At 64.3% G+C, this 22963-nt stretch carries 15 protein-coding genes; 8 read left to right on the top strand and 7 right to left on the bottom strand.

The genetic code is table 11. The features are described 5' to 3' along the window. Positions 1 to 189: 189 nt before the first annotated feature. On the bottom strand, positions 190 to 1266 hold the full coding sequence (gene mgrA / locus IFT87_RS14815) for an L-glyceraldehyde 3-phosphate reductase (RefSeq protein ID WP_192191070.1): 1077 nt from the start codon (positions 1264 to 1266) through the stop codon (positions 190 to 192). 146 nt (positions 1267 to 1412) lie between these two features. Beyond that, positions 1413 to 3380 carry an alpha/beta fold hydrolase gene (locus IFT87_RS20155; RefSeq protein WP_197975286.1) on the bottom strand — a complete coding sequence of 656 codons (1968 nt, stop codon included), beginning with the start codon at positions 3378 to 3380 and terminating at the stop codon, positions 1413 to 1415. 269 nt (positions 3381 to 3649) lie between these two features. Here IFT87_RS20155 and IFT87_RS14805 point away from each other — a divergent pair, with 269 nt between their 5' ends. Genes IFT87_RS14805 through IFT87_RS14795 form a run of 3 tightly spaced genes read left to right on the top strand, consistent with a single transcriptional unit; the run spans position 3650 to position 6596 of the window. Next, positions 3650 to 4627, top strand: a complete 978-nt coding sequence (locus IFT87_RS14805; RefSeq protein WP_192191068.1) for an SDR family oxidoreductase — start codon at positions 3650 to 3652, stop codon at positions 4625 to 4627. Continuing rightward, positions 4624 to 5124 (top strand): DUF427 domain-containing protein, encoded by a 501-nt coding sequence (locus tag IFT87_RS14800; RefSeq protein ID WP_192191066.1) that lies wholly within the window; start codon positions 4624 to 4626, stop codon positions 5122 to 5124. The genes IFT87_RS14805 and IFT87_RS14800 overlap by 4 nt, the downstream gene beginning before the upstream one ends. Continuing rightward, positions 5118 to 6596 (top strand): DNA photolyase, encoded by a 1479-nt coding sequence (locus IFT87_RS14795; protein ID WP_192191064.1) that lies wholly within the window; start codon positions 5118 to 5120, stop codon positions 6594 to 6596. Before IFT87_RS14800 ends, IFT87_RS14795 begins: the two co-directional genes overlap by 7 nt. Positions 6597 to 6984: 388 nt before the next feature. On the opposite strand, the gene IFT87_RS14790 is transcribed toward IFT87_RS14795, so the two are convergent. Both IFT87_RS14790 and IFT87_RS14785 read right to left on the bottom strand, forming a co-directional pair. Beyond that, on the bottom strand, positions 6985 to 7596 hold the full coding sequence (locus IFT87_RS14790; RefSeq protein ID WP_192191063.1) for a CC0125/CC1285 family lipoprotein: 612 nt from the start codon (positions 7594 to 7596) through the stop codon (positions 6985 to 6987). A gap of 46 nt (positions 7597 to 7642) precedes the next feature. Then, positions 7643 to 10930 carry a TonB-dependent receptor gene (locus IFT87_RS14785; RefSeq protein WP_052148914.1) on the bottom strand — a complete coding sequence of 1096 codons (3288 nt, stop codon included), beginning with the start codon at positions 10928 to 10930 and terminating at the stop codon, positions 7643 to 7645. Between IFT87_RS14785 and IFT87_RS20150 the strand changes: the two genes are divergently transcribed. From IFT87_RS20150 to IFT87_RS14765, 5 genes are all read left to right on the top strand, one after another. Then, a complete protein-coding gene (locus tag IFT87_RS20150) occupies positions 10929 to 11105 on the top strand; it encodes a hypothetical protein (RefSeq protein ID WP_197975285.1) in 177 nt (58 codons plus the stop codon). The genes IFT87_RS14785 and IFT87_RS20150 overlap by 2 nt on opposite strands. A gap of 209 nt (positions 11106 to 11314) precedes the next feature. After that, positions 11315 to 12877 (top strand): tryptophan halogenase family protein, encoded by a 1563-nt coding sequence (locus IFT87_RS14780; protein WP_342211167.1) that lies wholly within the window; start codon positions 11315 to 11317, stop codon positions 12875 to 12877. Between the two features lie 56 nt (positions 12878 to 12933). After that, complete coding sequence (locus IFT87_RS14775; protein ID WP_274602545.1) at positions 12934 to 14370, top strand: tryptophan 7-halogenase; 1437 nt, start codon at positions 12934 to 12936, stop codon at positions 14368 to 14370. Continuing rightward, positions 14367 to 15878: a tryptophan halogenase family protein gene (locus IFT87_RS14770; protein WP_192191059.1), complete on the top strand. Its 1512-nt coding sequence runs from the start codon at positions 14367 to 14369 to the stop codon at positions 15876 to 15878. Before IFT87_RS14775 ends, IFT87_RS14770 begins: the two co-directional genes overlap by 4 nt. 3 nt (positions 15879 to 15881) lie before the next feature. Continuing rightward, complete coding sequence (locus IFT87_RS14765; RefSeq protein ID WP_192191057.1) at positions 15882 to 17390, top strand: tryptophan halogenase family protein; 1509 nt, start codon at positions 15882 to 15884, stop codon at positions 17388 to 17390. Between the two features lie 32 nt (positions 17391 to 17422). Here IFT87_RS14765 and IFT87_RS14760 read toward each other — a convergent pair whose 3' ends face one another. The 3 genes from IFT87_RS14760 to IFT87_RS14750 form a co-directional block, all read right to left on the bottom strand. Continuing rightward, a complete protein-coding gene (locus IFT87_RS14760) occupies positions 17423 to 18442 on the bottom strand; it encodes a cupin-like domain-containing protein (protein ID WP_037527568.1) in 1020 nt (339 codons plus the stop codon). Between the two features lie 161 nt (positions 18443 to 18603). After that, positions 18604 to 20241, bottom strand: coding sequence for an alpha-L-fucosidase (locus IFT87_RS14755; protein WP_031441393.1), 1638 nt, complete (start codon positions 20239 to 20241; stop codon positions 18604 to 18606). Between the two features lie 94 nt (positions 20242 to 20335). Then, positions 20336 to 22732, bottom strand: a complete 2397-nt coding sequence (locus IFT87_RS14750; protein ID WP_192191055.1) for a glycoside hydrolase family 31 protein — start codon at positions 22730 to 22732, stop codon at positions 20336 to 20338. Positions 22733 to 22963 lie beyond the last annotated feature (231 nt).

Below are 22963 nucleotides of genomic sequence, written 5' to 3'. Positions count from 1 at the left end.
AGCGAGGCGCTCAGTTCACGACGGGGCAAGGCTCAATTAACGTGGTTTGCTCAAAGAGATTACGGCATCGCGTATTCCAGCAATTGTGCGCCGCTGTCGGCGAACGTAACCGGGCATGAACGGATGTCTGAAGGTAGGGCGCGCAAACGCCGCCTGGAATGTCCTGAAGGCGGTCGTCCTGACCGTTGTTCAGGCGGGCACTCCTTGTGCTGCCGGCAGAGCAGTGATGTCAGATGATCCCGACCAGAGATTGACGCCGCCATCGTCGGCCGCGTTGTCGATCGCGGTGAGTTCGTCGGCGGAGAAGTCGAGCGTCTTCAGCGAGTCCAGGGAATCGTCGAGCTGTTCGACCGTGCGGGCGCCGATCAGCGCCGACGTGACGCGCGGGTCGCGCAAGACCCACGCGATCGCCATCTGGGCCAGGGTTTGTCCGCGCTCACCTGCGATATCGTTCAGGGTACGGATGGCAGCAAGGTTCCGATCCGTGAGCAAGGCCTGTGACAGCGACCCGTCACGGGTGGCTCGCGCATCCTGCGGGACGCCCTGAAGGTATTTATTCGTCAGCATGCCCTGCGCCAAGGGTGAGAAGGCAATGCAGCCGACGCCCAGCTCCTCCAGCGTCGCCAGCAGATCGCGCTCGATCCACCGGTTCAGGATCGAATAGCTGGGCTGGTGGATGAACAGCGGCACCTTTTCCGCGGACAGGATCTCGGCCGCACGGCGGGTCAGCCCCGGTTCGTAGGAGGAGATGCCGACATACAGTGCTTTGCCTTGTCGATGGAGTTGCACCAGCGCGCCCATCGTCTCCTCGAGCGGGGTCGCGGCATCCACCCGATGCGAATAGAAGATGTCGACATAGTCGAGGCCCATTCGCTTGAGGCTCTGGTCGCAACTCGCAATCAGGTATTTTTTGGATGAACCGACATCGCCATACGGTCCGGGCCACATGTCCCAACCCGCTTTGGTCGATATGATGAGTTCGTCGCGATGGGCCGCGAAATCAGAGGCGAGGACGCGACCGAAATTCTCTTCGGACGAGCCATAGGGCGGGCCGTAATTGTTGGCCAGATCGAAGTGGGTCACGCCACGATCGAATGCCCGCCGCAGGATGGCTCGCCCCGTCTCGAACACATCCTGTCCTCCGAAGTTCTGCCACAGCCCCAGGCTGATTGCCGGCAGCCTCAGGCCGCTTCGGCCGGTGCGTCGATAGGGCATGCCGCTGTCATACCGGAGCGGCGACGCGACGTACGGACGGGGAAACGACATTGGTGACTCCTTGTAAACGTCTTCGATGCGCAACGGGCTAACCGTTTTGGCGCAGCGTGCATCGCTCTTCTGAACTGCCTCGATCGCGTTGGGCAGGTGCGCGATGCAGCGCTGCAGTTACGCGCTCAAGGTGCACTAACGCTGGCCTAGATCAGCCATTCAAAAGCACTCTTCAGTCGGGCCGCACCATTGGTATCGAACGGCTGACCATGAGCGAAGATCACCCGGTCCGGCTCGAGCGCCACCATCGCTCGCACCGCGTTTCTGGCGTCCGCGCCGCCTAGCCGTACTGGTAGCCGAAGGTACCGTGCGGTCGTGCCGTCCGTGGCAGCGGAGACCTGCATCAATAGCCGCGTGACAGGCGGCAGCTTGTCAGGATCGAGGTTTTCGATGAGGTCGACGAGTACGAGCGTCCTGGTCTGCCGGTGGAAGAACCAAATCTCGTTGAAGCCAGCCCCTGCCGGCACCATGCCTTGATCAAGCGTGTCCGACCATTCCGCCGGGGCCGTGCCACCGAGTTCGGCATCGAACCGCACCGACGATGCGCGGACCTGTGCCCGGTCCCGCAGTCCTGGCGCAGCCCAGGTGGTCGCATCCGGGTAGGCCCGTTGCCAATCGGCAATGTAGGTCCAGTGCGCGATGTTGGGGGCAACGAGATGCCGTACCCGTCCCAGCGCTTCGATCGCCTTGGCCAGCTCGGCCGAATAGGGGGTCGGCGAATGCAGAAGGAGATCGCCATTTTCGAGCCGGATGATCGTCATGCGCACGGGCAGCGCTATCCCCATCGCGTTTATTGGTCCGCTGTCGACGATCCAGACACCCTCGGCAAAGACTTTCGGGACATCGAGTGGCGGGTAGGTCGCGCGATGCCGGGCTTGGGTATCGTCCGGGCGTCGATGACTGTCTGCCAACGTCCAAAATCCAAGGGCGGCAACGCCGACGACACCCGCCGCGCCGGCGATCCGACGCCGTCTGCGCGCCTTCGCGGACGCCTGGTCGGCAAAGAAGCGTCGCATATCCGCCAGCAGGAGCCCGGGCTGTTCGAGCGCCGCGAAATGGCCGCCGGCCTCCATCTCGCTCCAATGGACGATGTTGTAGGTCTTGCGCGCCTGCGAGCGCGGAGGAGGCGGGAAGACGGGGTCGGGGAAGGCTGCGACGCCGGTCGGCACCTTGATACGGCTGCCTGCCGGAAGTTCGCCCGAACCCTCCAGCATGCGGCCGCGATACATCCAGGTGGACGTGATGAAGGACCCCTCGACGAGGTACAGCATGATGTTGGTGAGGAGCGTATCTTCGTCGAACGCCTGCCAGAGATCGGGCCTACCGTGTTCATCACGCGGCACGTCCGCCCAAGCGCCGAACTTCTCCAGAATCCAGGCAGCAACGCCGACGGGGCTGTCCGACATGGCAATGCCGAGCGTCTGCGGACGCGTACCTTGTTCGTGCGCGTAGCCGGTTTCCTCTTTCGCCAGCGTAGCACGTCGGGCCGCCCAGGCGAGTTCGTCGGGCGTCTTCGGCGATATGTCCGCCGCCTGAAGGAGAACCATGTTGAGGTGCAGCGCGGCCACGGCTTCGAAATGATCGTGCGCCATCCAGCTCCCGATCGCCGCGCCCCAGTCACCACCTTGCACCAGATAGCGCGCATCACCGAAAAGCTCGGTCATCAGACCGTGCATCAACGCGCCTGTTCGGCGCGGTCCGATCGGCGCGGCAGGGCGCCCGGAAAAGGCGTAGCCCGGAAGCGAGGGCACGACGATGTCATAGCCGTCGGCGACCAATGGCGCGATGAGCGCCTCGAATTCCATGAACGAGCCCGGCCAGCCATGCAGCAGGAGCAGGGGTGGGCGCGACCCATCGCCCCGCGCATGAATGAAGTGAAGCTTTTCGCCCAGCACCTCCGTCGTGAACTGGGGTAGAGCATTCAGCCGACGTTCCTGCGCGCGCCAGTCGAACCGCATGCGCCAATGGTCCACGAGCCGCTTGAGATCCGCAAGCCCGACCCCTGACGTCCAGCTTCCGGCGTCCGGCAGCGCGCCCCAGTCGAACGATGCGACCTTGGCGTTGATGCCGGCGAGCCGCTCGTCGGGTACTGCAATCGTAAAGGGCTTTGCCATCTCGTGTCCTTGCGTTCCAAGGGCGCGCGCCCCGTCTCGAGCAACACCAACGCACGCACCTGCGTCACGTTCAAATCGACCGGCATTCCGTAGTGAGAGCACCTCTCGAAGCTCGAGCCCGATACGTTGAGATCGGTTCTGCGGCGCGCGTGGGACACCGCAGCGCCTTCAGAACGTTGAGAGGCTATGCATGATGACAGGCCAGCCCATCCGACGCGACAGCGTCCTCCCGCCGACGCTGTGCTGCCAAGCACCCCGAGCATGGTCCAATGAGCGCGGACCAACCACTCGCTGGACACCGGGTGGTGATCACCGGTGCATCGAGCGGTATCGGCGCGGCTACGGCGGTGGCCTTCGCGGCGGCGGGCGCACGGGTCGTTCTGGGTGCCCGCGGCAGGGAAGGGCTGGACGACGTGGCACGCCGCTGCGCCGCGGCGGGCGGGAACGCCAGCGTACGACCCGTCGACTGTACCGATGCAGCAGCGGTGGCGACATTCGCTGCCGAGGCCCGCGACCTGCTCGGTGGCATCGACCTGTGGTTCAGCTGCGAGGGCGTCGGCGTGCTCGGCCGGTACGAAGACGTGCCGATCGCAGACCATGCGCGCGTCGTCGACGTGAACCTCGTCGCTCACATGAATGATGTGCATGCGGTGCTGCCGATCTTCCTCGCGCGGGATCGCGGCACCTGGGTCAACATGATCTCGGCCGGCGGCTTCGTCGCGACGCCGTATGCGGCGGCCTATTCGGCGAGCAAGTTCGGGTTGCGCGGGTTCAGTGCGGCACTCCGCGGCGAGGTGTCGAAGCGCCCGCACATCCATATATGCGACGTCTGTCCGACCTTCGTCGACACGCCCGGCGTCGACCATGCCGGCAACTATACGGGCGCACGGCTCTCGTTGCCGCCGGGTTCGCTCGCACCCGAGACGGTAGCGAAGGCGGTCGTGGGGCTCGCGACGCGACCCCGCAATCTCACCGCAGTCGGCGCGCCGGCGATCGCCTTCAAGCTGGGGGAGTTCGCGGCACCGAACCTGCTGGCGGCGATCCTGAGCGGCTTCCTCGACACCTGGTCAGCGCGCGCACCCGACGGCGACGACAGCGACGGGGTATTGTTCGAGCCCGGCGTTCCCGCCGGTCCGGATGGCGGGCGGCGCGATCCGCATCGGGGGCGCAAGGTCGCAGCTGCGACGTCCGGTATCGCGGTCCTCGGCCTTGCGGGTATCGGCATCTGGCTCGGTCGTCGCCGGTGAGCGACAACGACCGCGATCCTTCACGCGCGCCCGGCCAGGAGAGCGTGTGGCGCTTTCCCCGCCCGGCCGTTGCCGAAGCGAGCGAGCGGTGGATCCGCATCGAGCATCGCGGCGTCCTGGTGGCCGATACGCGCCGGGCTGTTCGCACGCTTGAGACCAGCCATCCGCCAAGCTGGTACCTGCCGCCCGACGATCTGAGCCCAGGCCTGCTTCGCCGTTCGGAGCGACGCTCGTTCTGCGAGTGGAAGGGCTACGCAGTCTACTGGGACCTGACGATCGGCGCCGAAGTGCTGCGCGACGTGGCGTGGAGCTATCCGGAGCCGACGCCGGCCTTTGCGGTATTGCGCGACCATGTCGCTTTCTACGCCGGTCCGCTCGATACATGCACGGTGGACGGCGAGCAGGTGGTTCCGCAACCCGGCGGATTTTACGGCGGCTGGATCACGTCGGACCTTGTGGGGCCGTTCAAAGGCATACCGGGCAGCATGGGATGGTGACGGCCGTTCTGCCTGCCGGTCTTCGCGACTGGCGAGAAGCCCCGCGCGTGCGGGTGCTGAACGACCGCGCGGTGAACGTCAGCGGCCGTTACGTCCTGTGCTGGCTGCAGCAGGCGCTACGAGCGTGCGACAATCCGGTGATCGATGCGAGCATTCTGCTCGGCAACGCGCTCGGTTTGCCGGTCCTGGTGTACCACGGCGTGCGCGAGGATTATCCCTATGCCTCCGACCGGCTGCACCACTTTATCCTGGCGGCGAGCCGCGACCTTGGTACCGGGTGCACGAAGCGTGGTCTGGCCTGCGTTCACCACGTCGATCGGGCTGGGCACCGCGAAAAAGGTCTCGTGCACCGGCTTGGCGCCGATGCGGCGGCGATTGTGCTGGAGGACCAGCCGACCTTTGTCGCCCGCTGGCAGTCCGATAGGGTCGCTGCCCGCGCCGCGGCGCCGGTCTATGCGGTCGAGGCTGCGTGCCTGGTACCCCCGGTAGTGCTGGGCGGCGACATCCGTGGACGATCGGGGTTCCTGCGACGCCACGAACCCGAGCGCTCCAACTGGGTAGAGACGGAGGAGGCGGTGCCGGAACGGCCCGCTTACGCCGGGACGCTGCCCTTCACGCCGGACAGGTTGGACACATGCGATCTCGACGCGCTGGTGACCAGTCTCGCGATCGATCATACGGTGCCGGTCAGCGACCTGCACCCGGCTGGCCGGAGCGCGGCAGAGGAACGGCTGCGGTGGCTGGTGACCGAGGTGCTGCCCGGCTATGCCGCAGCGCGCAACGACGCCACGCGCGCGGACGGCGCCAGCGGATTGTCGCCCTATCTGCACTTTGGTGTGCTGGGCCCGGGCGAGGTGATGGCCGCGGTCGTCGCGGCTGATGCAGGTAGCAGGCACAAGGCAAAGTTCGCCGACGAGCTTCTCGGATGGCGCGAGTGGTTCCACTACCAGGCGCGGGATCAAGCCGCGCCGGAGCGCTACGACCGCGTCGCCGGCTGGGCAGTCGACACGCTCGCAGAGCATGCCGCCGATCCCCGACCCGAGTTGGAGACGTTGAGCGCGATGCTTCACGGCGAAACGCGCGACGAGACCTGGAACGCCTGCCAGAAGCAGTTTCTCGTCGACGGCTGGATGCACAACAACCTGCGGATGTACTGGGGCAAACGCATCATCGCGATGACGCCCAGTCCGGAAGCGGCATGGTCTACCGCCTGCTATCTCAACGACCGGCTCAGCCTCGACGGTCGCGACCCGTCGACCTACGGCAACATCGCCGCGACGTTCGCGGGCTCACCATCGGACCGCGAGCGACCGATCTACGGGCGTGTCTCGACACGCGGCGACGGCTCCACGCGCCGCAGGGACGGCGGCGACGAATGGCTCGCTGCGGCAGCGTCAAGGGCGGTGCCGCGGGTATCGGTTCCGGCGGAGGTGCCGGTCGATCCGTATCTCACCGGCGAGCCGACTGTCTGAGCGGTCGTTCGGCAGGGGGGGCTTTGACCTGCAGATGCGGCCGAACAAACGCCTGCATTCCCGGCCTCTCTGCCATAGCTTCCCATGCGTCACCACCGCGCCCGTCTTCAGAATGCCAATGATTTGCTGCTTTACCCGTCCATTCCGAGTGCGGATCCCGGTTCCAAATCGAGGGGAAAAACGGGGCGCGTCTCATCCGGCGCCCGCTGGCTTTCTCTCGCATTGGTTTGTCAGGATCGCGGATAGTCGATCGCCGAAAGTCGGAGCCGCCCGACCCGACCGAGCCTGCGTCCCACGAAAAAACGGGGCGGCCGTGCGCCGCCCCAAGGGGGGGTGTTAGCGACCAATGTACCGGTCGATCGAGGGTGTCCGATCGGCACGCTGCTCGTTATTTGCGTTTTCCCCGTATCTGTTCGATCACGTCCGCAGCAGCATAGATTGTCGGCTGCACGTTGAGTCCTGGGAATGTAGCCTGGTCGCCCGATCCCATCTGGATCACGACCGTGGTCTGTGCAGACTGGCTCGGACGCCAGCGTTCCAACACCTGATAGGGAACGTCACCGCCGCCAAAACCACCCGTCGTAGGGCCATTCGGCACGGCTGCATCGGCCACCCCTGGAGGGCTGCCCGCCTGACTGGCCGACCCCATCGAAGCGCTGGCGCCGGTCCCTGTTGAGAAGCTCGGGCCGGTTTTGTCGCGCAGGTCGGAGCCGCCGCCGGCAGCAAGGTCGCGCGTCTCAGCCTTGATGACGGCGAACCACTCCTTACCCGCATCCTGGGTGAGTTCCGCCGCCCGCAACATGGCGAATTTGGCGACATCATCGGGCTTTGCGCCTTTTGCGCCGGTGTAGACGATGGTCACCCTGCCGTCGGCGGCAACGGACGACTGATAACCAACTTCACTTGCCGCCTTCGCTGCCTTATACCCCTTTTGCGCAGCAGCCGGGGTGCAGATCAGCGCCGCTACTATCAGGACTGCATATTTCATCATGCCCTCCATCACGAAAGAAGATCGGTACGGTTTCGACCGTCCCGATCGCATAGCCTCAATACTGCAACAGGATGCCGAAGACGATTCGCCGATCGTTCAGGAAACTGAACCGATCATACAATTGTCCGCTCTGGTCGATTTGCACGCGCGCCTTGCTCTTCGTGTCGAGGATGTTGGCGACCGACGTGCGCAGCGTCAGGGGGCCGATCCTGTATCGAACCGAAGCGTCAAGGAACCCGGCCGCTGAATTGTAGACGGGGTTGCCCGTCACATAGTCGCGGTAGGTCGTGAGGTATTTCGAGCGCCAGTTATACGCCAGACGCATCTCGAGCGCGGAGTCCTGATAAATTCCAACGACGTTGAGGATGTGATCGGATTGTCCGAGAAGATCATCGACGCCGAACCGGAAGAAGGTCGTCTGGTCATCGACGTTACCGTCGCCATCACTGTCGACGCCGTTCGCAGGCGGTGTCGTCGACGAGTCGATATAGGTATAGTTTCCCTGGAAGCCGAGATGGCTCAGCACGCCCGGTAACTTGTCGAAGAACTGCTGGTAGCTGACCTCGATGCCTTTGACCTTGGCCTTGGCCTGATTCACCTGCCCGTTGTAGATGATATTGACGGTCTGCCCGTCAAGCGTCGTCGTTCCCAACGCCAGATCGCCATTCGTGACGATATTGGACAAGCTCTTGTAGAATCCGGCGACGGAGAAATATCCCCCGCGGAAATAGCGCTCGATCGAGAGATCGAAGCTGTCGGCCGTGGTTGGTCGCAGCAGCGGATTTCCGCGATTTACGCGGATGTCGCCTGCCGTGATGTTCTGCGCACCCCGATCAATGCCGAACAGCGGGTCATTCTCATCGGTGATCGGCGGGAAGTTCACGCGGTTCGTGGTCACGACATATTCCTGCGACGCGCGCAGATCCTGTACGTTCGGCCGGCTTAGCCCCTTGCTGTACGCGAACCGGACGAGTTGCTGCGAGTCGACATTCCAGCGCAGGTTGAAGGACGGAAGCCAGTTCTCGTTGGTCTGCTTGAAGCTGATCGGTACGGCCGCCTGAGCGCCGTACGCGATCGACTGGGGCAGGAAGTCCGCGGGATCGTCCCGGCTCTCCGCATCATCGGTTCTGGTCCGCTCAAGAACCCCGTCGCCATCGGTGTCGGCAAACGCCGGTGTCTGGGCATCGGCCACGAACGGCCGGAACGCCTGGAACCCGGTCGATCGCAATTTGGTGCGGACATATCGGACGCCGAAGTTTGCGGCGATCGACATGCCGTTGTCGAACTCGTGCTTGAGATCAAGGCGAGCGTACGCGTTCGCCGTCTGCTCCGTGATATTGGACGTGTCCTCGGGGCGGAATATGGGGACCCCGAATTTACTGCCGTCGTCCGTACCCCTGGGCACCCAGTTGTAATTGCCGTTGGCCAGCTGCGGCTCTGCGTTCAGATATTTGCGGAATGCGGAATAGTCGTTGAGAAGTGCGGAGTTCGCAAAGACGAAGGTCTGGTTCGGCCCTTCGACCACGCCGCCCCGGAAGAAGTTGGCGAAGCTGATGGCTTCTGCAGCCTTGGTGGGCTCCTGAAAGGTGCCGACCACGCCGTAACCGCCGCGACCATCCCATGCAGGCGAGATTGCACCCCAGTTCAGCGCCATTTCCGAGTTCGTCTGGCTCCGCTCGGAGTAGCGACCGCCGAATTTGACGCTGTCGAACCAGCCGGCAAGTCCGTCACTCCCCGACACGTCGTACGCGGTATCGGCACGGAAGGCGTAGAGATCGCCCTTGCCGACCTGGAACTGGTCGGCCGCGAATTGCCAGGTCGCGCCGTTCAGATCGCCGGACGATGTCGGCGACGCGAGCGGATTGGCATCGCTGTCACCGCTGAAGCGCGTATTGCCCGGATTGAAGCGATGGGCCGGGTTGACCGAAAAGGCGATCCGCGGGTTATCGAGATCGGGCGCAATCTGCCAGTCGAGATAGGTGTTGAAGCCGCCCCAGATCTGACGCTGCCGTGCGCTTGCCTTGGTATATTGCCCGTCGACCGTCACCAGGAGGCGTTCGGTCGGCTGCCACCGCAGATTGAGGCTGAAATCCTCGGTCTTGCTCTCTTCCGTCCTGCCGATGCCGAGCGATCCGACCGGCGATCCCACCGCGCCCGTCCAGGCATCGATCCGGTTGGTGACGAAGCCCGATTCCATCAGACCGCCGCGAATTGGGATCAGCGTCTCGCAGTCGCCAGGGTTCGAGGGGAAGCCGCCCGCGCCGCTGCACATGGCGACACCATCAGATCCGAAGCCCGGCTTGACCTTGAGATTGCTGATCCCTGCCGTCGTGCCCGTATCGTGCTCGGGGAACCACTCGAACGTCCGCTCGATGCTGTCCGTGTCCTCCTCAACCCGGATATACTTGGCCGTGAGTTGCAGCGTATCATTCTTCCACTGCAGCGCGCCGTAGTAGCTTCGACGATCACGATCGACGTCGTTCGTACGCAACTGAAATCCCGGCGTCGTACCAAGGATGCGTGACGGATCCACGCCCGTGAACTCGGACAGCTTCGCCGCGCCGGTCAGGCTTGTCTGCGGAACGTTGCCGGTCGCGTCGAGGACGCGCGGAAACGGCGAATTCTGCTGCCAGCCGTTGATACGCGAACTCAGCTTTGACCGCGAAACCGACGCTACCACGCCGAATTCACCGATCCCCGTCTTCCATCTGCTGCCGCCCGTGATGCTGCCCGACGGCGACGACTTTTTGCGAAGGTCGGTGTAGGTATTGTCCGCCGAGATTGCGAGAAACGGCTTCTGGCGATCGAATGGTTCCAGGGTGCGCAGGTTGATCGTGCCGCTGATGCCGCCCTCGATGAGATCGGCCGTCTGGTTCTTGTACACATCGACTGCGCCGATGAGCTCCGGCGGAATACTCGAGAAATCGAGCACGCGCCCGCCATTGGCGCTGAACGCGTCGCGGCCGTTAAACTCGGAGCGGACAAAGCCCAGACCGCGGATCAGGTTGCCCTGGCCTTCGGGTGAGGGGAAGTCGGGTGACGCGCCGCCGGTCGCGAACCGCGAGATCGTCACGCCCGGGACGCGCCCGAGCGCCTCTGCCACCGACAGATCGGGCAAGGTGGCGATGTCGGAGGCTGTGATCGAGTCGACGACCGTGTCGGCGTTGCGCTTGATGTCCTTCGCGCTTTCGAGTGCGGCGCGGATGCCCCTTACGACGATGTCCTCGGTCGTCGTCTCGTCGAGCTCGGTCGTCTGAGGCGCGGTCGCCGGGTCGGTATCCGGCAAACCGGATTTCGGCGGCGAGGTCTGCTCGTTTGCCGGTGACGAAACCGTCTGGGCCATGGCTGGTGACCCGATCAACGCTATCGAGAGCGCCGAAGTCGAAAGCAGAAAGCGCTTGGTCGAGCTTGATAACGCCGGAAAAACCGAATTTTGCATCACAGCATCCCCTCTTTGTCCGGTTTGTTCCGGGCTTCCTCCTCACCTGCGCCAGCTTCTGAGTGATCTGAGCTTTTGAGCTCTTCATCACGACCGGTCGTCAAATGTAAGAGTAATGCTACGTCCGCTTTCTGCGACAATCAAGACCTGAATATTGCGACAGAATGCTTGTCTTTTAATCACTTGCCGACGTTCGCGACCGCGCTTGCCTTCCCGAGCTCAGGCTTTAATCAGGCGTAAGGCGCCAATAGGCGCGGGGAACAGGAGGGGCAGCGGCGATGCCATATTGTGGTGCACCCGCAAGATACGTGGTGGGCGTTCGTGGCAGAACAGTCTGACATTAGCAGCATCTGCATTGTCGGCGGCGGCACCGCAGGATGGATGGCCGCGGCCGCCCTGGCGGCCAAGCTGGCGGGCCTCCCGATAGCGATCACTTTGGTCGAGTCGGACGAGATCGGCACCGTGGGCGTTGGCGAAGCGACGCTGCCGCATATTCGAGCATTCAACCTCGCGCTCGGCATCGACGAAGCGGAAATGATGCGGGCGACGGAGGCCACCTACAAACTGGGGATCGAGTTTTGCGACTGGGGCCGCCGCGGCGATCGATATATCCACCCGTTCGGGGATTTCGGGCCGACGACCAACGACGTGCCCTTCTATCAATACTGGCTGAAGCTGCGCCAATCGGGAGACCGGAGCCGGATCGACGAATATAGTTACCCGGTCATCGCCGCGGAGCAGGGCCGCTTTCGACGGCCCTCTGGTGACCTGGACGCCGTCGAGTCGACCTTTGGTTATGCCTATCAGTTCGACGCGGGGCTCTATGCGCGATTTCTCCGAGGCTTTGCCGAGAAAAGGGGGGTGTCGCGCACCGAGGGGAGGGTGGTCAGGGTCGTACAGGACGGTGAAACCGGCTTTGTGCGCGATGTCGTGCTGACGAACGGCACGACGCTATCCGCCGACCTGTTCATCGACTGCTCCGGATTTCGCGGACTGCTGATCGAGACCGCCCTGCAGAGCGGCTATGACGATTGGAGCGCATGGCTGCCGTGCAATCGGGCGATCGCGGTCCCGACGCAGAGCAATGGCGCGCTGCGCCCGTTCACCCGGGCGACCGCACGCACCGCCGGGTGGCAGTGGCGGATCCCGCTGCAACACCGTGTCGGCAACGGCCATGTCTATTGCAGCAGCTTCATTTCCGATGACGAGGCGCATGACCAGCTCGTTGCCGGGCTCGACGCACCGATGCAGGCTGAACCGCGCCGGCTGTCGTTCACGACGGGGCGGCGGCGCGAGTTCTGGAAAAAGAACGTCGTGGCGATCGGGCTGGCAGGCGGCTTCCTCGAGCCGCTCGAGTCGACGTCGATCAACCTGATCCAGGATGGCATCACCGAACTTCTCGCGGTCTTCCCGGACAAGGGATTCGCGGCGCGCGACATCGCGGAATATAACCGCCGCATAGGCCTTCACTATGAGCGCATCCGCGACTTCCTGCTGCTGCATTACGTCGCAACGCAACGCGACGACAGCGAGATGTGGCGGCATTTCCGCAACCTCCGCCTGCCCGACAGTCTATCCGAGCGGATCGACGCGTGGCGTACCCGCGGTCACCTGATCCAGTACGAGTTCGGCCTTTTCCTGTCGCCGAGCTGGGTCGCGGTGTTCCTGGGTCAGAATCTCGTTCCCGACCGGCATGATCCGCGCGTCGAGAGCATGAGCGTCGATGCTCTGACGGCAAGAGCAATGGACGTGCGCGCGAGGGTAGATGCTGCGGTACGGCGGACACCCGAGCACACCGCGTTTATCCGGGAAAGCGGAGGAGCGGCGCGTCTGGCCGTTGCCGGGGCTTGATCGACGGACCGGGGTCACCTGCTGCGTTTACCCACGGAAACGGTGTCAGTCACATCATGGTCTGCGGTGGAGGACTTGCCGCCTGGATGACGGTGGCGACGCTTGCGCGCCAGCTCCCGGACACGGTGCGGATCACGCTTGCAGAGATCGATAGGGATCACCGCTGCGCCGACCTTTTCTACGGCACCGTCTCCGGTCCAGGCAGCTATGCGTTCAACCTGGCGGCCGGTGTCACCGAGCCCGCTCTCGTACTCGGCAGTTCCGCCGCCTTTTCCTGGGGCAGCAAATATGTGCACTGGGCTGAAGGCGGGCGATCCTGGATCCAGTGCTTCAACCTGACGCTGCCGGTGATCGACGGCGTCCTGATGCACCAGTATCTGGTACAACAGGGCATGACGCGGCTCGACCCGTTTCTTCTCGGTGCCGTCGCCGGAAGCCGGGGCACGTTTGCGCATCCCCCGCGATCACCTGGTGCTGCCGGTCAGCAGCCGCTGGCGCGTGCGGAATATGGCTACCATTTCGACCCGGCAAGCCACGCCCGGTGTTTCGCCGCCGCCGTACCGCCCGGCCGCATCCACCATCTGAAGGGGGCGCTGACCCGGGTCGCGGTGGGCGACGGAGCGATCACCGGCATCGCACTCGATGGTGCCGACATGGTGACGGCCGACCTGTATCTCGATTGCAGCGGACCGTCGGCCGAACTTCTATCCCGGCTCGATCCCGCGTGGCTGGGCGGGCGCGCGCTGCAGATCTCCGCAGACGACGTGGCCGAGGCCCGGCTTGGCCCGCCGGTTCGCAGCGTTTCGTTTCACGACCAGGGCTGGGCGGCACAGACCCCGCTGCGTGGGTCGACGCGATCGCTGACGGTCTCCGATGCAACTGCGTCGTGCAACGCGAGAGGCGGGCTGAGCGCGTCTGCGACGCTCGGGCGGCGCCGTCGGGCCTGGGCGGGGAACTGTGTCGGTATCGGGCACGCGGCCGGCATCGTCGAGCCCCTCACACCGGCGCCCATGATGCTGCTCGAACGCGACATCGAACGGCTGATGACGCTGATCCCCGTTTCGACGGCGTCGATGACCGTCGAAGAACGCGAATATAACCGCAGGCATGGCGAGGATCACGATCATGCGATGCGCTTCACCCGCGCGCTTCTCGAAACGTCCGCCCTGCCGGACAGCGATTTCTGGCGCGCGGCACGCGACGCGCCGGACGCGGAACTCGAGCACAAGCTCGCGATGTTCGCCGAACGCGGGTTGCTCGTCTCCTACGATCTCGAGCCCTTTCATCCCGAGGACTGGCTGATCATGCACTTCGGTATCGGGCGACGTCCGCGACGCCATGATCGCCTGGCGGACCGCGCCGATGCCAAACGGGTCCGCCGCTATCTCGACGATGCGGCACAGCAAATCGCGACTGCCGCCGCCGCGTTGCCGTCGAACCACGTCTATATGACGCAGCTGGAACGCTATCTCCGCCAGGATCCACGAAAATGACGCAGGCCCCCCTAGGATCCATCGTCATCGTCGGCGGCGGCTCAGCCGGCTGGATGACCGCCGCCGCGCTTTCCAGCCTTGTCGAAAGCAAGGACGTGTCCATCACGGTCATCGAGTCCGATGCGATCGGCACCGTGGGTGTCGGAGAAGCCACCATTCCGGACATGCTAGTCTTCAACCAGATGCTCGGCATCAGCGAAGCCGAGTTCATGCGTGCCACCGAGGCGACGTTCAAACTCGGGATCGAGTTCGTCGACTGGGGTCACAAGGGCGACCGCTACATTCACCCCTTTGGCCAGCACGGTGTCGACATGGAGGGGATCGACTTCCACCAATATTGGCTGCGCTTGAACAGGGATGGCGGCACTGCGCCGATCGAGGACTACAGCCTCTCCGCGGTTGCCGCCGGCGCGGGTCGCTTCGCCTTGCCTGACCCGAACCCGCGATCGGTGTTCTCGCATCTTCGCTATGCCTATCACTTCGATGCGACGCTGTACGCGCGATATCTGCGGCGTTACGCCGAAAAGCGGGGCGTCAAGCGCATCGAGGGCGTGGTGAAAGAGGTTCACCGGACCGCGCAGGGCGACGGCATCGCCGCCGTGACGATGGACTCGGGTGCGAAGGTCAAGGGCGACTTCTTCTTCGACTGCACGGGATTTCGCGCGCTGCTGACCGGGCAGACGCTGGACATCGATTTCGTCGACTGGAGCGCGTGGCTGCCGTGCGACAGCGCGCTGGCGGTGCCGAGCGCACATGTCGGCCCCCCCCCGCCCTATACCCGGTCCACAGCGCGCCCCGCCGGTTGGCAGTGGCGGATCCCGACACAACGCCGCGTGGGCAATGGCCATATCTACAGTCGAAGCTTCATGGACGATGACGAAGCGGAGCGGGTCCTGCGCAAGGGGGTCGAGGGCGCGCTTCTCGCAGAGCCCCGCGCGATCCGTTTCAAGGCCGGGCACCGGCGGCAGTTCTGGCGCGGCAATTGTATCGCTATCGGGTTGGCGGCTGGTTTTCTGGAGCCGCTTGAGTCGACGTCGCTGTATCTGATCCAGGAAGGGATCAGCCGCTTCATATCGCTTTTCCCCAACGGGGATATTCCCGATATACTCAGAGTAGAATATAACCGCTACATGCAGAAGAAATTCGAGCAGGTGCGCGACTTTATCGTGCTGCACTATGTCGCGACGAACAGGGACGATACGCCGTTCTGGCACTATTGCCGGACCATGAGCGTGCCGGACAGCCTCCGGCACAAGATGGAATTGTTCCGCGAAACGGGGCGCATCTTCCGCTATGATGACGAGCTTTTTGCCCGCCCGAGCTGGGTGGCGGTGATGCTGGGCCAGGGAATCATGCCCGAACGGTGCGATCCGATCGTCGCGGCGCTGCCCGCGCGCGACGTGGCGAACAGCCTGCAATCCATGGCGTCGGCGATGAAGGACGCTGCATCGCGCATGCCGACACATGCGAGCTTCATCGCGTCCTACTGCGCCGCGACGGAGGGCTGAGCGATGGACGAACTTGCCATTCGCAGGATCGTTGTGGTCGGTGGCGGCACCGCCGGCTGGATGGCGGCGGCTGCCCTATCCCGCGTCCTGGGTCGCGCGGTCGAGATCGAGCTGATCGAATCAGAGGCGATCGGGACGGTCGGCGTCGGCGAAGCGACCATCCCGCACCTGCAATATTTCAATAGGCTGCTCGGGATCGACGAGGACGACTTCGTCCGCCGCACGGCCGCGACGTTCAAGCTGGGGATCGAGTTCGTCGATTGGGGTCGCATCGGCGACCGCTATTTTCATCCGTTTGGTACCTATGGTCAGGAAATGGAGGGTTTGCACTTCCATCATTTCTGGCTTCGTCAGGCCCAGCTCGGCGGGGCCCTCGAACTGGACCGATTCAGCATCGGCGCCGATGCCGCGCGGGCCCAGCGTTTTCAGCGTCCCGACCACAGCCGCGCCGGCTCGCCGCTCGGGACGATCAGTTACGCGTTCCAGTTCGACGCCTCGCTCTACGCCCGCTACCTGCGCGAGCGGGCCGAGGCCAGTGGCGTACGGCGCACCGAAGGGCGCATCGTCGATGTCGCCCTCGACAGCGGCAATGGTCATGTCCAGGCGGTGACACTGGAGGACGGCAGCCGCGTTGCGGGCGACCTGTTCATCGACTGTTCGGGCTTTCGCGGCCTCCTGATTAGCAAAGCGCTTGGCGCCGGCTTCGAGGACTGGAGCCATTGGCTGCCCTGCGATCGCGCGGTGGCGCGCGCCTGCCGCCGGACCACCGACCCGCTTCCGTACACCCGCGCCACCGCCAAGGCGGCGGGCTGGCAATGGCGCATCCCGCTCCAGTCCCGCACCGGCAACGGCTATGTCTACTGCTCCGATCACCTGAGCGATGATGAAGCGCTCGCTGGGCTTAACGCCGCGCTTGACGGTGATCCTCTGTCGGAACCGAACTTCCTGAAGTTCAAGGCCGGCGTCCGGCACAAGGCCTGGGACCGCAACGTCGTCGCGCTCGGTCTGGCGAACGGCTTTCTCGAACCGCTCGAATCGACGTCGATCCACCTGATCCAGTCGGCAATTGCGCGCCTGCTCACCAACTTTCCGGACCGTCGTTTCAACCAGCACGACATCGACTATTATAATCGCCGCACGCGTGTCGAATATGAGCAGGTGCGCGACTTCATCATCCTGCATTATGCCACCACGACCCGCGATGACTCCCCGCTGTGGCGGTACTGCCGAAGCATGGCGTTGCCCACGTCGCTCGAAGAGCGCATCGCGATATTTCGCGAGAATGGCCGACTATATCGCCACGACAATGAACTGTTCAGCGAGACGAGCTGGCTCGCGGTCATGCACGGGCAGGGGCTTGTTCCAAGGCGCTACCATCCGCTCGCCGATCTGCTGCCCGAAGGCGAACTTGACAAGCGCATGACGCACATCGCAAATGCGATGCGGCTGGCGGTCGACCGTATGCCCTCGCACCAGCAGTTCCTTGACCAGATCGGTCGCACTGCGGCCTGACGTCCGGCCGGCAGCGGTGACGCCGGGAAGGCTTATCGCGCGCCTAGTGCGTGGAGGAGATACTGCTTGATGCGATCCGTCCGCGATGGCGACGCCGCCCCGAGCACGCCGCGTGCTGCCTCGGGCAGGTGATCGGCCACCCGTTCGGCCGCGTCGTCGAACGCATAGTGATCAAACCATTTCCGCCATACCGCGCGTTCGCGCGGCGGTAGGTCGCGTACCGCCATCAGCGCATGGATCATCGCGGTAAACGGGCTCGTCGCCTCGTGCCCTTCGGCCCAATAATTAACCAATATGTTGAGCGGCTCGTACGAGCGCACATTATGCCACCACAGTGCCGGAATGAAGATCGCGTCGCCGGGCCCAAGGTCCGCGACCAGCGCATGGCGCATCGCCTCGGCAAAGCGCGGGTAGCGTTCCAGGTCGGGTTGATCGGGGTCGACCATGCTCGCCGGCTGCCCCGCCATCGTATGATCGAGCGGCCCAACATAGAGATTCTCGAGCTGCTCGGGTGGGAACAGGAGGAAGCGGCGACGGCCCGCGACGACGCACGCCAGGTTCGCCGATCCGTCGTAATGCGTCGAAATCCGCGTCGCGTTGCCGATCCACACCCGCGCCTTCGCGCCAGGCAGCGTCAGGTCGAGCGGGTTTGCCTCGCTCCAGCCGGGCAGGAGCTGTCCTGTCGGCGCAGACCCAGCATAGAGGACGGGCGCCGCGGGATCGTTTTCAAACCGAAGCAATTCCGACAGCAGCAACTGCAACGGAACCATCTGACGGTTGAAGTTGAAGCCCTGGACGGCATCGTCGTAGAAGAAGCGGCCTTGTATCTCCGGCCGCCCCGCCATCACCTGAACGGGGACACCACCGTCGAACTTCTCCATGTATTGCGCTGCGCTCCGGGCACCGCCGCTTGCTGCCGCAACCGACGGCCAGGTGGAGACTTGAGCACGCAGGACTACCGGTTCACCACGGTTGAGGATTTCGGCTTCGAACGTTGCTGAGTCCACCCGCGCACGCTCGGCAAGCGGGCGCGCCCAGTCCAGATTGCTCACCCCTCGTCATCCTTTCATCCCGCCCCGCCAATAAGTTTGGCGCTGCGCTACCCAGGTTTCTCCGGATATAACTGGCTGCGAAGCTGGTGGCGACCGCGTATTCTACCTTCGAACGCCCGCTCGAGGGGGAGCAATGGCCGAGCACCGAGAAACCCGACGCCCTAGATCAGGCCGCGGCCCTCAATTTTCACGACCGGAACGAAGCCGTCGCCGCGGTCGGCGGGCATTGCGAAATGCAGGCCGTGCGGGTCGCGGCGGTGCGCTATGCGGTCGCCGCCGAGCAACGTTACGCGCTCGACGACGCCGTCGGCGAAGCGGTGGCGTGCGAGCGCCTCGATCGTCACGTCGCCGCGTGGCCAGCCGAGGAACAGCGCATAGAGCGCGCCCTTGTTCGTGGTGAAGCGCACGTCGCGCGGCGTGAACACCCCCGACGACTGCTCGTTCTGCATGCCCGTCTGCAGCTTGGTCGGGCCTTCGCCGTAGATCCGCCATGGGCGCGAGCCGAAAATCGCCTCGTCGTTGATCGCGATCCAGCGGCTCATCCCGTCGAGGATCTTTTCCTCCTCGCCGTCGATCGAGCCGTCGCCGGGCTGCGGGATCGAGAGCAGCAGATTGCCGTTCTTGGACACCACGTCGGCAAGCCGCTGGATGACCTGCTCGGCGGTCTTGTAGCTTTTGTCGTTCAGGCGCGCGACATTGTAGAACCAGTCGCCGATACATGTATCGGTCTGCCACGGCTCGTCCCACAGATGGTCGGTGAAGCCGCGTTCGACGTCCTGCACCAGGCCAAACCGGGCATAGGGCTTCAACTGCTTGGCGGTCAGCACGACATCGATCTTGCCGTGCCAGGCGATCGACCGATTATAGTAGTCCGCCGCCGCCTGGAGCCCGATCGGGCCGAACGGCAGCTCGTAATCGTCGAAATAGCAGAAGTCCGGCTTGTACTTGTCGATCAGGTCGGTCTGCCGCAGCAGCCATTTCGCGGCATAGGACGGGTCGTTCGGCGGCGGGGTCTCGATCCACTGGCCGTCATGCGCATCGTGCCAGGCGTTCATCGCGGCTATCGTGTCGATGCCGTTCGGCAGGACCGCGTGCGCGCCCGTATAGAGCTGTTGCGGATCGAGCCCGTCCCACCAGGTGCCGTGGCCATCGGCGGCCCGGAGCGTGAACGCGTCGTAACGCTGTCCCTTGCGCGGCCCGATCGGATCATAGCCATAGGCGGTCTGATACCAGTGCCAGCTATGCGCCGCATGGTTCGAGACGCCGAACTTCAGCCCGGCCTTGCGCGCGGCCTTCTCCCAGATGCCGACGACGTCGCGCTTCGGCCCGACGCGCAGCGAATTCCAGGCGTGATAGCGACTGTCGTAGCAGTCGAGATTGTCGTGATGATTGGCGAGCGAGACGAAATATTTCGCCCCCGCCTTGGCATAGCGGGCGATCAGCGCGTCTGGATCCCAGCGCGCTGCGGTCCAGCGGTTCATCACCTCCATCATCCCCGATCGGGTCGGATGGCCATAGGTCTTGAGGTGATGTTCGTACGCTGGATGGCCCTGCAGGTACATGAAGCGCCCATACCAGTCGCCTTGCTCGGGTACCGATTGCGGGCCCCAATGCGACCACAGGCCAAGCTTGGCATCACGAAACCACTCGGGGTAGCGATAGTGATCGACCAGCGACTGCCACGTCGGCTGCACCGGGCCCCGCGCCAGCCCCATCGGGCTCTGCGCGAGCGCATGGGTTGCGGGTCCGAGTGCAGCTATACCGGCGAGCACCGACCGACGGCTGAGGTCGCTGCTCACGGGGTTGCGACGGATCTGACGGGCACGCCGTCAAAGCGCGCGTGCGCTGCCGTCGGTAACCCGGTCAGGAGCCGTGCGGCGACGCGGCTACCGATCACTTCGGTGCCACGATCTGGACCAGGGACCCGGCGTCCTGCCCGGTCGGCAGCTTGCCCGACGCGGTCAGGCGCCGGCTCTTGTCGTCCCAGCGGAGGGTCGCCTTGCGTCCGCCCTTGGTCCGATAGTCATTGGTCACGCCATTGTCGTCGTAGAGCGCGAAACTGGCATCCGCGCCGGGATAGACGCGAATGGCCTCAAGCGACTGCGCCGTCGCGGTGCTCGGGACCTGGACGCCCATCGGGATGATCGACCCGGCGCGCACGAACAGCGGGATCCTGTCGATCGCTGCGTTCGCGGTGACGGTCTGCCCACCGGTAAAGCGCTGGTTGGTCCAGTAATCATACCAGTCCGCCCCGGCTGGCAGATAGACCTGGCGGCTGGTTTTGCCCTGTTCGGTGACGGGGGCAACCAGGAAGGCGGGGCCGAACATATACTCATCGCCCATGTCGGCGACGTTGGGATCGTTCGGGAAATCCATGAACAGCGCGCGCATCATCGGCGCATTGCTCTCATAGGTGTGGCGCCCGAGCGAATAGATATAGGGCATCAGCGAATAGCGCAGCTTCAGGAAGTTCGCGAGAACGGGCTCGGCCGCTGTGCCATATTCCCAGAGCGCAGTGGCGGGGCGCTGGCCGTGGATCCGCAAGGTCGGCGTGAACACGCTATAGGCGAACCAGCGCGTGAACAGCTCGGGATAATCCGCATAGTCGGGCGCCATCGCGGTCGCGCCCGCCGGATCGAGCAGCACCGGACGGGTCGCCTTGGGCCCGTTCGGCCACTGCCAGCCGCCGATGTCGCTGCCCCAATAGGCCATGCCGCTCGCGGTGAAGCCGAGCCCGGCGGGCACCTGCCGGTGCAGCGCCTCCCAGGTCGACTTGATGTCCGACGACCAGAACAGCCCGCCATTGCGCTGGGCGCCCAGATAGGCGGCGCGCGACAGGATCAGGTTGCGCATCGTGGGGCGATCCCGTGCCGACCCGTCCGCGACGCTCATCGTGTGGAGCAGCGGGAAGACGTTGTGATAACGGTCGCCCGAGCCGATCGAATAGAAGCTGCCGTCGGGCACCAGATCGGGCTCGGTCTCGTCGAGCCAGAACCAGTCGAAGCCCTGGCTGGCGATATTGTCGCGGATTCGCTCCCAGAACCAGTTGCGCGCATCGGGGTTGGTGCTGTCGAGCAAGGCGCCTGCACGATCGGACCGGATCGGCAGTCCGTCGACGGCGTTGCCATCCTTGTCCTTCAGCAGCCAGGACTTGCTCGACAGCAGATTAAAGTAGCGCGATTCCTTTTCGAACCGCGGCCACACGCTAATGATCGAATGCATCCCCATCGCCTTGAGCTTGTCGTTCATGCCCTTGGGGTCGGGGAAATAGGTGCGGTCGATGTCGAGCTGACCCATGCGCGACCAGTAGAACCAGTCGAGCACCATGATGTCGAGCGGCAGGCCGCGGCTGCGATACCCGTCAGCGATGCCGAGCAGTTCCTTCTCTGTCTCGTACCGCGCCTTGCTTTGGATAAGCCCGAACGCGGCCTTTGGCGGCAGCGGGGTCGTCCCGGTCAGCGTGGCGTAGCCGGCATAGATCTCGTCGGTGGTCGCGCCCGTGATGACGAAGAACGAGACGCGCTCGCCGACTTCCGACTGCCAGTGCGTCGCACTGTGGAGGCCGGGGGACACGACGGTCGAGGATGGATTGTCCCAGACGATGCCATAGCCCTTGTTGGTGACCATGAACGGCACGCAGACCGTCTCACCTGCGGGCGCATCGTAATTGTGGCGGCAGTCGATCGTGCGGCCGCGCAGGTCGAGCTTGCCTTCCTGGTTCTGGCCCAGCCCGTAATAATGCTCGTCGGCGGGGGAGGCGAAGCTTGCACCGACGCGGAACGTCTTTTCGCCGTTGACGGTATGCGGCCCCATCTCCCACCCGGTCATCTGCGTCAGCATCGTGCCGTCGGGCTTGCGGATCGTCACCGACACCGGCGGCAGCGATGGCGCGAAATAGCGTTCCATCTGCGTGGGGGCCTTGGGCCAGGGCTTGGCATCGACCGAAAGCGACAGCGCGGCGGACGTGAAGATATCGGCGCCTGCATCGTTGCGGTGCGTCCAGCCTGCGGCATTGGGCTTGGCGTTGGGACCGTCGCCCGGGGGGGCGTCGACCTGCCCGCGGTCGGTCGCGATCGTCACGCGGACGATGTTGGGGGCATAGGCCTCGATCGAAACCAGGCTGCCGTTGCGATCGACCGTCGCGATCGGCGCTGCGAACCCGCTCGTCGCAATCGTCGCCAGCGAAACCCCAACGGCAAATCGCGCGATCAGGCGCGACCAGCTCGGCGATACCGTGCTTCGGGAATCGTCGGACGGCTGCGTGACGACACAGGCTGGGGCGATATGCATCGAAATCCTCTCCGCGGGTCTGTGCCCGTTGTGGTACCGCAAACTTCGCCAAAGCGGCAAATTTGTCGTATAATTGCAGGTCCGGGCTATAGATCAACCGAATTCTCCGCCAAAAATATGACTTGTCAGACAATTCGTCGATTGATACCGATACCACACTTCGACCGCAGAGCGCTTCATGGCTCAAAATGCGGCACAAATTTCGAGCGGTGGTCCGTTCGGTATCCTGGG

The sequence above is a fragment of the Sphingomonas sp. CFBP 8765 genome (assembly GCF_014841445.1).
GTDB lineage: Bacteria > Pseudomonadota > Alphaproteobacteria > Sphingomonadales > Sphingomonadaceae > Sphingomonas > Sphingomonas aerolata.
The sequence above is the reverse complement of the archived record's forward strand: the minus strand, read 5'-3'. Positions and strand labels throughout refer to the sequence as shown.